Annotated in this window: 11 protein-coding genes; 1 reads left to right on the forward strand and 10 read right to left on the reverse strand. The window is 34.0% G+C overall.

Annotated features, from left to right (window positions below; translation table 11 throughout):
* Positions 1 to 169: 169 nt before the first annotated feature.
* Both P6940_RS02075 and P6940_RS02080 read right to left on the reverse strand, forming a co-directional pair.
* The gene (locus P6940_RS02075) at positions 170 to 1,162 is read right to left on the reverse strand and encodes a TIGR01212 family radical SAM protein (protein ID WP_277293068.1); all 993 of its coding nucleotides are present in this window, start codon (positions 1,160 to 1,162) and stop codon (positions 170 to 172) included.
* Positions 1,152 to 2,936: a B12-binding domain-containing radical SAM protein gene (locus P6940_RS02080; protein ID WP_338116622.1), complete on the reverse strand. Its 1,785-nt coding sequence runs from the start codon at positions 2,934 to 2,936 to the stop codon at positions 1,152 to 1,154. The genes P6940_RS02075 and P6940_RS02080 overlap by 11 nt, the downstream gene beginning before the upstream one ends.
* Before the next feature lie 382 nt (positions 2,937 to 3,318).
* Between P6940_RS02080 and rarD the strand changes: the two genes are divergently transcribed.
* Complete coding sequence (rarD, locus tag P6940_RS02085) at positions 3,319 to 4,221, forward strand: EamA family transporter RarD (RefSeq protein ID WP_277293070.1); 903 nt, start codon at positions 3,319 to 3,321, stop codon at positions 4,219 to 4,221.
* A gap of 132 nt (positions 4,222 to 4,353) precedes the next feature.
* Here rarD and glpT read toward each other — a convergent pair whose 3' ends face one another.
* The 8 genes from glpT to pcrA form a co-directional block, all read right to left on the reverse strand.
* Entirely contained in the window at positions 4,354 to 5,682 is a 1,329-nt protein-coding gene (glpT, locus tag P6940_RS02090) for a glycerol-3-phosphate transporter (RefSeq protein WP_038151669.1), read from the reverse strand.
* 360 nt (positions 5,683 to 6,042) lie between these two features.
* Positions 6,043 to 6,216, reverse strand: a complete 174-nt coding sequence (locus P6940_RS02095; protein ID WP_169712399.1) for a helix-turn-helix domain-containing protein — start codon at positions 6,214 to 6,216, stop codon at positions 6,043 to 6,045.
* 96 nt (positions 6,217 to 6,312) lie between these two features.
* A complete protein-coding gene (locus P6940_RS02100) occupies positions 6,313 to 6,654 on the reverse strand; it encodes a hypothetical protein (RefSeq protein ID WP_028257048.1) in 342 nt (113 codons plus the stop codon).
* A 214-nt stretch (positions 6,655 to 6,868) separates the two neighbouring features.
* Positions 6,869 to 8,311: an Asp-tRNA(Asn)/Glu-tRNA(Gln) amidotransferase subunit GatB gene (gene gatB, locus P6940_RS02105; RefSeq protein WP_277293071.1), complete on the reverse strand. Its 1,443-nt coding sequence runs from the start codon at positions 8,309 to 8,311 to the stop codon at positions 6,869 to 6,871.
* On the reverse strand, positions 8,308 to 9,810 hold the full coding sequence (gene gatA / locus P6940_RS02110; RefSeq protein WP_277293072.1) for an Asp-tRNA(Asn)/Glu-tRNA(Gln) amidotransferase subunit GatA: 1,503 nt from the start codon (positions 9,808 to 9,810) through the stop codon (positions 8,308 to 8,310). The genes gatB and gatA overlap by 4 nt, the downstream gene beginning before the upstream one ends.
* The gene (gene gatC, locus P6940_RS02115; RefSeq protein WP_028257051.1) at positions 9,777 to 10,067 is read right to left on the reverse strand and encodes an Asp-tRNA(Asn)/Glu-tRNA(Gln) amidotransferase subunit GatC; all 291 of its coding nucleotides are present in this window, start codon (positions 10,065 to 10,067) and stop codon (positions 9,777 to 9,779) included. Before gatC ends, gatA begins: the two co-directional genes overlap by 34 nt.
* A gap of 261 nt (positions 10,068 to 10,328) precedes the next feature.
* Complete coding sequence (gene ligA, locus P6940_RS02120) at positions 10,329 to 12,326, reverse strand: NAD-dependent DNA ligase LigA (protein WP_156004859.1); 1,998 nt, start codon at positions 12,324 to 12,326, stop codon at positions 10,329 to 10,331.
* 11 nt (positions 12,327 to 12,337) lie between these two features.
* Positions 12,338 to 14,527, reverse strand: coding sequence for a DNA helicase PcrA (gene pcrA / locus P6940_RS02125; RefSeq protein ID WP_277293073.1), 2,190 nt, complete (start codon positions 14,525 to 14,527; stop codon positions 12,338 to 12,340).
* Between the last annotated feature and the right edge of the window lie 14 nt (positions 14,528 to 14,541).

Here is a 14,541-nt window from a genome sequence, read left to right on the forward strand (position 1 = left end):
TGATTCTAATAAATCTCTAACTACTATATTCTCCTTTCTAACCGGATGAAATAAAACGATAGCTATAACAGTGTATTATTTGTAATAAAGCTACTAGTAGAAGAACAAAAGTTTATGGCTATATGAATTACAAAGTAATTAAGATAATCATTAATTAGTAGATGGGATCTTAATGGTTTGAACTGCCTGTATTAGTAGTGTTTATAAATTTCCTTATAGCAGAACCGTTTAGATAGTTACATAAATCGCCTTGATAGGCATTTTTTTCTTCTAATGCATGATCGATTAAGTCTTGAATGCGCCACCATCCCATAGACCAATTCGTAAATAAAGTATTATCTTCAGGGGCCCTGCCCACTAATCGTTGAAGGACAATAGTAGGAGATAGATAGCGAATAAATGTGACAACTCGTTCAACATACTCCTCTACACTAATGAGATTTAATTCACCAGTTTCATACCAGTTAGCCATTAGCGTATTTTTAACAATATATAATGCATGAAGTTTTACTTGATCAACATCTAATGCGGATAGAATCTTAGCACCTTCTATGACGTCTTCCATAGTATCCCATGGAAGATTTAATATCATATGTACACATACATTAAAGCCAAATCGCTTAATACGTAATACTGCATCAATGAGCTCTGCCATAGAATGCCCACGATTGATTTTTTTTAAGGTGTGATAATTTACAGTTTGTAATCCTAATTCAATATATATATCAATCTTTTTTTCTTCTGAAATTTCTTTTAGGACCAACAAATATTCATCGGAAATGCAATCTGGTCGAGTGGCAATTGCTATTCCAACAGCTGTATCAATACAACCTGCAGTCATATAATTTTTAAAATCTTCTAATGGTAGATAGGTATTACTAAAATTTTGATAATAAGGAATATATTTATACGCTTTATATTTAGGCGCTATATGGGCAATGTTTTCTTCTAATTGTTGTTTCACTGTCATCCAAGCAGGGCGATTTTCATAACCCGCACCAATTTCTCCACAGAACACACAACCACCTACACCAGCAGAACCATCACGATTTGGGCATGTGAGTGGTAAGGCAACTGGTAATTTATAGACTTTCTCCCCATATTTAGCTCGAAGCCACTGAGAATATACATTATAACGTTTCGTTTTTTGATTAGCTTCCATAAGACTCCTCTTTCATAGCAGGACGAATAAAAGGCTTGACAGTATTCATTACATCAATAATAATAGGTATTTTTTCATTGACACGCATGTAATCATCATTAGTATTTTGATTAATACCTAAATAGTCTACTGTTGCAGCAGATAGATTGACTTCAAAGTAATTTTGACGAATACGACGCCATTCTTTAAAGGAATATTCTGGTATATAACGGCGGACTAATTGTTCATCTTTCCAAAAATATTCGCTGGATTGTAGCAATTTTTTTGACTGTACAGGCAATCCGATTGTTTCAGTGCGAATTTTTCCTTTATAGCTCATAATTACATCATATTGCAATAATTCTATGGCCACTATATCGTTATGTTTTTTAAAAAAAGAATATAAAAATTCTATTTGATCTTTATCATTCAGATTGCGCTTATGATTATCGGCTGCAAGCCATGCTTTGGTCATGTTAGAAAAATAATCAAATGCACTTTCTCGATTATCAATCAGTTGTTTTCCTATATAGGTGAATACAGTTCGATACCGTTCACTGTTATAAAATCGTTCAAATACATCTTCAAAATACTTTAAAAATCGTACATCTTCATAAGGTAGTACATGGGATCCTAATACTTCATAAGGTGCTAATGGATCAAATATATAGTGATAGTCATCCATAGCGCGAATACCAGACCCTTTTAATAGCTTTAAAAAGCCGATTTGTAAAGCGTGCGGTTGTAAACTAAATAAGTCGTCAAAAGAAAGGCCAAATCGTTTTTTAGTTTCATGCGGCAATCCTACTATTAAATCCATATGCACATGGGTATTCCCACTTTCTATAATAGGACGAATTACTTTCTTTATATGTTGCCAATTATTGTAGCGATGTATGGCCTTTAATGTTTTTGGATAGGTGCTTTGAACACCCACTTCAATTTGGATACGTCCTTTGGGGGCGTTGCATAAATAGGAAACTTCCCGTTCCCCCATTAGTTCAGCTTCCATTTCTAGATGAAAGTTAGTACGTGTATCAGCTTGACTTATAAATTCCATAAGGGGAAGATGATGCATAGGCGCACAGTTGAATGTGCGATCGACAAATTTTACTTGTTTTACATGATGGTCAATGAACCATTGTAATTCAGAAATTGTACGTTTTTGTGGGAAAAATCTTACTGTGTTTTTATTACCTGATAAACAATACTGACATGAAAAAGGACATCCACGGGAGGATTCGTAATAGATGATTTTGTGTGCTAAGTCGCTCATGTCTTCTTCTGTATAGGGAAATGGAATTACGGATAAATCTTTTACTTCTACAACGCTAGATGAGCCGCAAGGTTGTCCATGTACATCTCGACTACGAATTCCATCAATAGTGTAATTTTCTAATGTTTTATAGGTAGATAAATGTTGAATCAGTGCGGTGAAAATCTCTTCTCCTTCACCTTGTACAATATAGTCTACGGAAGGTGCACGATGTAAAATTTCATCGGCTACATAGGATACTTCTGGACCGCCTAAAACGATAATAATATCTGGTTTTACTGTTTTTAATAAGGCTACTACATGAAGCGTCATTTCAATATTCCAAATATAACAGGCAAAGCCAATAACATCAATATCTCGTTCTGTAATATCACTAAGGATATTCAAAACAGGCATATTAATAGTATATTCTACTATATCATATGCCTGTCCTTGACTTTTACCATACGCTTTTAAATAGCGCAATGCTAATGAAGAATGTATAAATTTAGAATTTAAAGTTGTTAATACTACGTTCATGTATACCTCGTCGTAATTCATCGAATGAGTTGGTCTCACCGTCTATCGTCATAATACTATTATTATATCATAGATTACCTAAAGGATAACAGTACACATTGATACATACGGAGCTGTATTGGACTCGTATAATGATTTACTAATAGAACTATTCATTGTATTACACAATCAATATGGCAAAATTACTATTATAAAGTTAATTATAAAATTTACAGATCATGTGTGCAGTTACTGAAAATTAGTAGTTAGTATAGCCTTTTGTTGTCAGTCAAATTGATTACATCTAAATAGTGCTATATATTTTACTTGTTCCTATCGTTAATAATCAGTATAATAGACAATGCTAATATAAAAATTACGTATTATATATATGAGGTATAGTATGAATTCTGAAAATTATAAAAATTACACACTTGGTTTGTGTACATCGTTAGCAGCTTATGTTTTATGGGGGTTATTACCTCTATACTGGGCTATGTTATCTAAGCTTGATTCTAATAGCATACTAGCACAAAGAGTCATTTGGACAGCTCTATTTGTGCTTGTATTAGTATTAATCACACAATCTAAAAAATTCATTAATGATATCTTTCAGTTGTGGAAAGAGAAAAAACGAATTCTTTTGTTAGTCATTGCTTCACTGTTAATTAGTATTAATTGGCTCGTATATATATGGGCAGTTAATTCCAATCATGTATTAGATACTAGCATCGGTTACTATATGACACCGTTATTAAATGTTGTGTTAGGACGTGTCATATTTAAAGAATACATTATTATAGCTAAAAAAATTAGTGTATGTATAGCAGCCATAGGCATCGTTATATTGACGATTCAATTGGGAACGTTTCCGTGGATTTCTATAGCACTAGCAGCAAGCTTTGCTTTATATGGTGCTGCAAAAAAACAGTTGCAACTCAACCCTTTTTCTAGTATTGCCTTAGAATCTATTTTGATTTCTCCTTTAGCGATATATTATTTATTATGTGTTAATCCTCTATCATGGACGTATTATTCAAGTAGTACTATTGATATCGCCTTATTATTAATTGGTACGGGACTTATTACAGCAGCACCTATGATTTTGTTTTCCTTTGGAGCGAATCATTTACCATTAAATTTATTAGGATTCCTACAATATATTTCTCCATCGATAGCATTAGTATTGGCAGTATTTTACTTTCAGGAACCCTTTGATTGGCCACAATTATTAGCCATTAGTTGTATATGGATTTCTTTAGTCATATTTAGTATGTCTGAAAGATTTATCATTACAAAAAAATAATGAGGGTAAGCATAATATAACCATTATATATGATAAAGTAGTAAGCCTCAGTATGATAATCTATTGTATTGATTATTATACTGAGGCTTTACTGTGTAATCATAGAAATTCATATGGTCTATAGGGTATAGACTAATTAGTATATTGTGATTTTTTATCGCCTAATGTTAAAAGCAAGAAAATAATTGCTAAAATACATGCACCTACGAGAGCTACGAATCCCCCGTCCCATCCATATAAGTCTACCATAAGTCCCATGAAGGCACCGGCACCAGCAGAACCAACGAGATAACCAAGTAATCCAGTTAAACCGGTAGCTCCACCAGTAGCTTCACGAGGAACCATATCAGCTGCTTGTAAACCAATCATCATAACTGGTCCATAAATTAAGAAGCCAATAGCGATTAAAGCTAAATTATCGATAAGTAAATTACCTGCTGGATTGAACCAGTACACGAGAATTGCTAAAATAACAAATACCATAAATAAAATTGTAGCTGGTGCACGTCTGCCACGGAATAATTTATCGCTTAAATAACCACTTACTAGCATGCCTGGGATGCCTGCCCATTCGTATAAGAAATATGCCCAACGCGAGCCTTCTTTAGAAAAACCTTTCATGGCAGTCAAATAAGTTGGAGCCCAACTGACAACACCATATCGGATAAAATAAACGAAAATATTAGCAATTGCTAGATACCATAAAAATTTGTTATGAAGAATATATTTGCTAAATACTTCTTTAAATGATTTTTTATTTTCTTCTACATGTTTGTCGGGATAATCATTTTTATATTCTTCAATAGGTGGCAATCCACAAGATTGAGGTGTATCTTGCAATAAGAAGAAGGTAATTATGGCAAGGATTATAGAAATTAATGCAGGAAAGAAAAAGATACTATGCCATGTACCAAATAAGAAAATACCTAATGTAGCTAATGGCGCGATAATACCGCCACCTAAATTATGTGATACATTCCACCATGACCACCAGGCTCCGCGTTCTGTTTTAGAAAACCACGTTACCATATTTTTAGCATATGGAGGATATCCCATCCCTTGGAACCAACCATTTAGAAAGGCTAGTACGCACATGATTGGAATACTACTTAATATACCAGGCACTGTACCAAATAATAGCATTACAAATGCACTTAATAATAAACCAGCAGTAGCAAAGAATTTAGGATTTGATCGGTCCGATACATTCCCCATTACAAATTTACTAATGCCATAGGCAACAGATAACATGGTCATGACAATGCCAAGATCAGCTTTTGTATACCCATATTCAGCAATCATATATGGAACAGCTAAACTAAAATTTTGGCGAATTAAATAAAATGTAGCATATCCAAGAAATGTGCCAGCAAATACTTCTTTACGCAATCGATTATAGGTTGCATCAATTTGACTTTCTGGTAAGCGTTCCTTGAATGGAGCTGGTGAAAATATTGACATACAAACCAATCCTCCCTAAAATATAACTTTATAAAAATTATGTTATTATATTCATTCTTGCTATGAGTGTTGTAATGAACTAATAACTACTCCCCATGATAGCATGATTTACAGGTGCTAGCAATTATGATGAATATACATCGATTAATTGCTTACAACCATAGAATTAAGTGACACTTTCGATTTATTATTGAGTTGTATATATGCATACATATCTTAATGTATAAAATTATTTTATTAAAATGCAATAAAACTATATAAAATGGCTTGTTCTTAATCATTCAAGTTATAAAATTAACCTACTAACTATCAATACATTATAATTAGTTTTGCCATTTTCACTAGTTCTTATTGGAATCATTATTTTATTTTCTCATATAATCGTTCCAGTCCCTGACGTGTAACAAGCCAATTCTTTCCTGATTTTATAGCTTCATCATGTGTAAACTGTTTATTTGTATACCTCTTTAAGCAACATTGCTTGATTGAGTCCGCTGGAATATCCCAACGTTCCCCTGCCTCTTGCGTTGTCATTACATCCTATAGTTTCATAATACTCCTAATATGATTAATAAATTATATACTGATAATATATAATAAAAGCGCTAAAAATTTGAAATATAAGATTTATTAGAAGAATAATCCTGTTAATAAGGAAATAATCAAACCAATAACGGCAATTATTCCAAAGCCGATTAAGTAGATTCCTCCAAAGATGATAATACTTATAATCACTGCTATTAGAATAGCGGCAATAGCAAGTTTTAGTAATAATGATTTTGGAGTCACTGTATATACTTTAAAATTTTGATATTCATAGTGAGTGCGCTTTGAATTAGCATGTTGTGAGGTTATAGGTTCATCATGAATCTCTTCGCCTTTTTCATCAAGCGTTATACCATCAAAAGTTTGATGATCTTCATCAGTCAAGATAGTTGTATTAGATGTATTGTGTATAGTTTCCTTATTCATCGTATCTCCCATAAGCATACACTATTTATGAGAAGAAACAGAATTATGTGTCTTCTCATAATTCTGTTTCTTCTACTCATATATAGGAAGAGTATTAATGTAATATATTGTTTATATAATATAGTCAAACATATAGATAGATTGAAGGTCTACAAATATAAGATGATACTGAATTATACATAGTTATATAGATAGATACGAACTACTATATAGGTTATGCATGTAACAGTTTCTGTAATAATTGATTTACAAGACCTGGATTTGCACGACCTTTACTTTCTTTCATAACTTGACCGACTAAGAAACCAATCGCCTTATTATTTCCTGATTTTACATCTTCTACTGGCTTTGGATTGTTAGCGATTACTTGCTTTACAATTTCTTCAATAGCACTCGTATCCGTAATTTGTACTAATCCTTCTTCTTTTACAATTGTATCGGCATCTTTTCCTGTATTCCACATAGAAACGATTACTTTTTTAGCAATTTTCCCAGAGATAGTACCTTTTTCAATCAATGCAATCATAGTGGATAATTGTTGAGGTGTTACTTTCGCTTTGTCAAAAGTTAGATTATTTTCGTTCACCATTTTAGATAAATCACCTAACATCCAATTTGCTACAGTTTTAGGATCAGAGCCAGCTGCAATAGCAGATTCAAAGTATTCAGCAGATTGTCGAGTAGATGTTAAAATAGTTGCATCTTCACGAGATAATTTAAGCTCTTCTATAAAACGTGCTAACTTTTGATCAGGTAATTCAGGTAATGATTGGCGTGCGGCTTCAATTTGTTCATCAGAGATAATAATAGGTACTAAATCTGGTTCTGGGAAATAACGATAGTCATTTTCTTTTTCCTTCTTACGCATCGATAATGTAATACCTTGTGCATCATCCCATGTACGTGTTTCTTGTACAACACTGCCACCATCTTCTATTAATTGGGCTTGGCGCAGTGCTTCATACTCAATGCCTTTTTGAATACCTGTTAAGGTATTCATATTTTTTATTTCTGACTTAGTACCTAACTTTGTATCTCCCATTAATCGAATCGAAATATTGGCATCACACCGTAAACTGCCTTCTTCCATACGACAGTCAGATACATCTAAATATTGCAGAATGGAACGTAGTTTTTCTACATATGCTTTAGCTTCTGCCCCAGAACGAATATCTGGTTCTGATACAATTTCTAATAAAGGCACACCAGTACGATTATAATCAACATTTGATGAATTGGAGTCAGAAATAGTATTACCACTATGTACGAGTTTACCAGCATCCTCTTCCATATGGATACGAGTGATGCCGATACGACGAGTATTACCATCTACTTCGATATCTAAATATCCATTTAAGCAAATTGGTAAATCATATTGTGAGGTTTGAAAATTTTTAGGCAAATCAGGGTAATAATATTGTTTTCTATCGAATTTATTAAATTGTAATATATCACAATGCAATGCTAATCCTACTTTTATAGCGTAGTCGACTACTTTTTTATTAATCACAGGTAAAACACCTGGTAAGCCTAAACAAACTGGACATACGTGGGTGTTAGGGGCTCCACCAAATTCAGTAGTACAACCACAGAAAATTTTAGATTTAGTTTTTAGCTCTGTATGAACTTCTAAACCAACGACTGTTTCATATTTCATAGAATAACCTCCCCAGTTGGTGCGACGCTACTACATTCAGGACAAGCTCGCTCGAATGTATAGGCAGTACGAAGTAATACTTCTTCTCCCATAGCCGGTGCTAATAATTGCATACCAATTGGTAAACCATTTGATGATATACCAGCAGGAATACTTATGCCAGGAATACCAGCTAAATTAACTGGGACTGTACAAATATCTTCTAAATACATAGCTAATGGATCATTAATTTTTTCACCAAATTTAAATGCTGTATGTGGTGCTGTTGGCGTTAATAATATATCGCATTTAGCAAAAGCATTATCAAATTCATTTTTGATCAAACGACGAGTTTTTAGTGCTTTTAAATAATAGGCATCATAATATCCAGAGCTAAGTACATAAGTACCTAACAAAATACGACGTTGTACTTCTGGACCAAAGCCTATAGTTCTCGTTTTAGTCGACATTTCTACTAAATTATCAGCGTCAACACGTAGTCCATAGCTAACACCATCATAACGGGCTAAATTTGAACTCGCTTCCGCTAAGGCTACGATATAATAGGCAGACAAACCATATTTAATAGTCGGTAAACTAACTTCAATAATATTAGCCCCTAGTCGTTTATAGGTTTCAACAGCGTTATCTAATGCATTACGCACATCTGCATCTAATGCATCGGTATAAAATTCTTTTGGTAGTCCAATTGTTACATCTTTTACATTTTGTATTAATGCTTTTGTATAATCAGGTCGATCGCCAGGGATAGATGTGGAATCCTTTTCATCGTGTCCAGAAATAGCGTTTAGCACAATAGCAGCATCGGTTACATCACGAGTAACAGGGCCAATTTGATCTAAGGAAGAGGCAAACGCAATTAATCCAAATCTGGAAACATTGCCATAAGTAGGCTTTAAGCCGACAACGCCACAATAGGATGCGGGTTGACGAATGGACCCCCCTGTATCAGATCCTAAACTCCAAATAGCAGAACCAGAGCTAACAGCAGCGGCACTACCACCTGAAGATCCACCAGGTACATAGTTAGTATTCCATGGATTCGTTGTTTTTTTTAAGGCAGAGTTTTCTGTAGAGCCACCCATAGCAAATTCGTCCATGTTGACTTTGCCTAAGCTAATGTAATTATTTTTTTCTAATTTTTCAATAACTGAAGCATTATATGGAGGAATAAAGTTTTCTAGCATTTTAGAAGCACAGGTAGCAGGTTGTCCTTGAATACAGATATTATCTTTTATAGCGCCGGGAATACCTGCTAACATAGGAATTGATTCACCAGCAGCAATTTTCTTGTCAATCGTTTTTGCTGTAGCTAAGGCTTCTTCGTGCGAATCTGATAAGTATGCGTTAACAGTCGGTTCTACCTTTTCTTTATGTGCAATCATGGCTTGGGTTAATTCAACTGCAGATATGTCTTTGTTGACTAATTTATTATGTAAATCGTGAATTGTCACTGCTATGCCTCCTATTCTTGAACAACACGAGGTACTCGGAAACATCCGTCATCCTCTTCTGGTGCATTGGATAGTGCTAAATCATGATCTAATGATGGTTTCATTACATCCTCACGTAAAACATTGTGCAATTCTACTGCATGAGGCATAGGAGTCACACCTTCTAAATTTAGTTCATTTAATTGATCTACATATGTTAAGATATCACTTAAGGCTTTTTCGGTTTCATCCATTTTTTCATCAGGAATGCTTAAACGAGAAAGAAGCGCAATATTTTTAATTTCTTCCTTAGTAATTTTCATGAATACACATCCTTTCAAACAAGTATACGCCTATCATTATACTACAAAATATAGTGAAATAAAAAGAATTATAAGGGAATAAATAGTAGTCTAATCACCGTTTCAGTATATGCATTAGGTTTCTAGATTTATGAAATGGTAGTTTTGGATATATATTTTATGGACCCTAGTAATATGCATCTATCATCATTAGTAGCATAATATATGACGTAGAAGTAATAAAAATCAATAATACGTTAAAGGATAGATTTGCTGGATGCTTTACGTACTCTTTAATTGATTAGTTAATTGTATAAATTCATCTTCTCCTATGATACGAATGCCTAATTCTTGTGCTTTCGATAATTTACTACCACTATCTTCCCCAGCAATTACTAATGTTGTTTTTTTACTAACTGAATTAGTTACTTTAGCACCATGAGCTTCTAGTAATTTAGCTGCTTCACTGCGCCCCATGATAGCAAGTTTGCCTGTCAATACTATGATTTCACCTTTTAGTTCTTCACTACTAGCTTGTGGCGTATGCATCGTTAAGACGACACCAGCTTGTCGTAAACCTTCGATAATATGGCGATGGTAATCATCATTTCGGTAGTTAATGATACTTTCTGCCATAGTTGGACCAATTTCTTCAACGGCTATTAAATCGTCTTTACTAATGGTTAATAATTTATCAATGGAATGTACATAGGTGGCAATTGTATTAGCTGCCTTTGCACCTATAAAGCGAATCCCTAATCCAAATAATACTTTATCTAATCCTCTATTTTTAGAAGAGGCAATAGCATTGATTAAGTTTTCTGCCGATTTTTGACCAAAACGTTCCATGGTTATTAACTCTTCGGTAGTAAGATGATATAAGTCAACTACTGTTTCTACCAAATGATTTTTAATTAAGCTATCGACAATACTAGGACCTAACCCATCAATATTCATAGCATCGCGCGAAGCAAAGTGAATAATACTTTCTTTTTCAACAGCTGGACAGTGGGCATTACTGCAACGGACAGCAGCCTCACCTTCTTTTCGGATTGTTTGTGAATGACATACAGGGCAATGTGTTGGCATAGTAAATAGTATTTCTTGACCAGTACGCTTTTCTGGTACTACACGAATGATTTCAGGGATTATTTCTGCCGCTTTATGTACTAAGACGTGATCTCCAATTCTGATATCTTTTTCTTTAATAAAATCAATATTGTGCAATGTGACACGGCTAACGTTAGTTCCTGATATGAAAACTGGCTCTAATTCACCGGTTGGTGTTAAAACGCCAGTTCTGCCAATATTGATAGAAATTGATTTGAGAACAGTTTCGATTTCTTCTGGAGGATATTTGTAAGCAGTTGCCCATTTTGGATCTTTGATTGTGGACCCTAATATTTCTTGGTCTTTAAAAGAATTGACTTTAATAACAATACCATCTGTATCGTAAGGTAATGTATGCCGTTTATCGCTCCATTCATGAATCATGTCTAAGACTTCATCTATGTTTTTACATACACGATAATTAGTGTTAACAGAAAATTTATAGTGATGAAGTGTTTCCAATAATTCTTGTTGAGAGCTAATCGTTGCTCCATCAGATTCACCAATGGCATAGGCAAAAAAAGCTAATTCCCTATCGGCTGTAATTGCTGGATCTTGTTGACGTAATGATCCAGCAGCAGCATTTCTAGGGTTAATAAAGGGAGAAAGCCCTTCTTCATCGCGCGCTATATTGATACGTTTAAAGGCTTTATGCGGCATATAGGCTTCTCCACGAATTTCTATATATGAGGGAGCATTTTCGATATATAAAGGAATTGATTTTATCGTTCTCGCGTTGAGTGTAATATCCTCTCCTATCTTACCATCTCCGCGGGTCACAGCTTTTACAAAAAGCCCATTTTTATAGTGTAAATTGACTGCTAGTCCATCAATTTTTAGTTCTACCACATAGGTGGGGGCATGTCCTAATTCTTTTTGTATGCGATTATCAAAGGCACGTACTTCATCATCGTTGAATACATTGCTTAAACTAAGCATAGGACGACCATGAACAACTTTATTAAAGCCACCCTCTACTTTGGAACCCACTCGCTGTGTAGGCGAATAGGGTGTAATATATTCTGGATATTTTGATTCTAATGTTACTAATTCACGATATAACATATCATATTCATAGTCAGAAATAGCTGGCGCATCATTTACATAATATAAGTATGCATAATGATTTAAATCTTTCTGAAGTTTTTCAATTCGTTCTTTGATTTCTATCATAATATGAATTACCCTTTCTTCACTGGTGCAAACTTGGCCATTACCATACGAATACCCATAGTAGGAAATTCAATTTTTAATTTCATTGCAGCACCATTACCAACTACATCAATGATTGTGCCATTTCCCCATTTAGCATGGATAGCCGTATCGCCTACTTGCCAATTTTCAATTTCTGTATTTCTAATAATTGGCTTAATCTTAGGTTTAGTAGATACGGACATATGTGGTGGTACAACTCGTTTTATATCATTGGAAACTTTTTGCTTATTCTGTAATTGATCCATTAAATTTTCAGGAATCTCTCCTAAAAAACGTGATGGTAAATAGTTAGACGTGCGACCAAATACAGTTCGCGTAATAGAATTTGAAATATAAAGTTCTTTTTCTGCTCTTGTAATACCTACATAGCATAAACGACGTTCTTCTTCAATTTCTTCTGGATTCATTAATGTGCGACTATGTGGAAATAGACCTTCTTCTAAACCAGCTAAAAATACAATGGGAAATTCTAGGCCTTTCGCTGCATGAAGTGTCATTAATGTAACCTTAGAGTCTTCTTGTTCAAAGGAATCAACATCATTGACTAATGCGACTTGTTCAAGAAAATCTTCTACCGTGCCTGATTCATGACTATCAATAAAATCTTTAGCTACAGATAATAACTCACCAATATTTTCTGCACGTACTTCATCCTGTGGATCATCACTATCTTCTAGATTTTTTAAATACTTTGTTTCTTCTAATATACTTTCTAATAATTCTAGTACATTTTTTTCATTCATCGTGGCCACAAGATTAAAAATGAGAATTCCAAATTCTTCCAGTTTCTCTCTTGTCTTACCTTTGATGGTAGGAATTGACTGCAATTGGGTTAAGGCCATAAAAATAGAATTGCCAGTAGCCTTTGCATACTCTTGCAGTTTAGTAACCGTTGTAGTACCAATACTTCGCTTAGGTACATTAATGATACGCAATAAACTTAAATCATCAAATGGATTATATAAAACACGTAAATAGGCTAGTACATCTTTAATTTCTTTTCTGTCATAGAATTTCGTGCCTCCCACCATAGTATACGGAATACCACGTTTTATTAAATTTTCTTCCAGTATACGTGATTGTGCATTAGTGCGGTATAAAATAGCCATATCCCCATAAGGAATTGAATGAATGCTATATTTTTTATAAATAGTATCGCCAATAAAAGCAGCCTCTTCATGTTCTGATTGAGCTGTGAAATGTTGTATATTAGTGCCATCTACTTTATCGGTCCATAAATTTTTAGCAGGTCGGCCTTGATTATTATCAATTACTGCATTGGCTGCATCTAAAATAATTTTAGTAGACCGATAGTTTTGTTCTAGTTTAATTAGAACGGTTTCTGGATAATCTGTCTTAAAATCTAAAATATTTTGAATATCTGCACCACGCCATGCATAAATACTCTGATCCACATCCCCCACTACACATATATTTTTCCAGTGGGAGGCTAATAATTGAGATAATATATATTGGGCGTGATTAGTATCTTGATATTCATCAATCATAATATAGCGAAAACGATGACTGTATTTATCGAGTAGGGCTGCATTAGATTGTAATAATTTTACTGTAACCAATAATAGATCATCAAAATCAAGGGCATTATTTTTTCTCAGCTCCCCTTCATAAAACTCATAGACATCGGCTACTTTTTGACTATAAAAATCACTTGCATATTTCCTATACTCAGAAGAAAATAGTAGTTTATTTTTGGCTGATGATATAGCTGTTAGCATGGAACCTACCGGAAAGTAGGTGTCATCTAAATTTAAAGATTTTAATGCATGCTTGATGACAGCTTGCGAGTCAGAGGTATCATAAATGGTGAAATTACGGGTATATCCCATATATCCATCAATTTCAAAACGCAAGAGTTTAGCACAAAAGCTATGGAACGTACTTAACCAGATATTTTTAGCTTGCTCTCCTACCAAATTTTCTACACGTTCTTTCATTTCTTTGGCAGCTTTATTAGTAAACGTAATAGCTAAAATTTCATATGGACTAATACCTTGTGATAATAGATAGGCTACACGTGATGTTAATACTTTTGTCTTTCCGGATCCAGCACCAGCCAATATGAGTAATGGGCCTTCTGTGTGTTTTACTGCTTCTTGTTGTTCTTTATTTAATTCTAGTAAGAGTGGATTCATAGTACTTCCTTTCA

The sequence above is a fragment of the Veillonella montpellierensis genome (assembly GCF_947090115.1).
Classification (GTDB): domain Bacteria; phylum Bacillota; class Negativicutes; order Veillonellales; family Veillonellaceae; genus Veillonella; species Veillonella montpellierensis.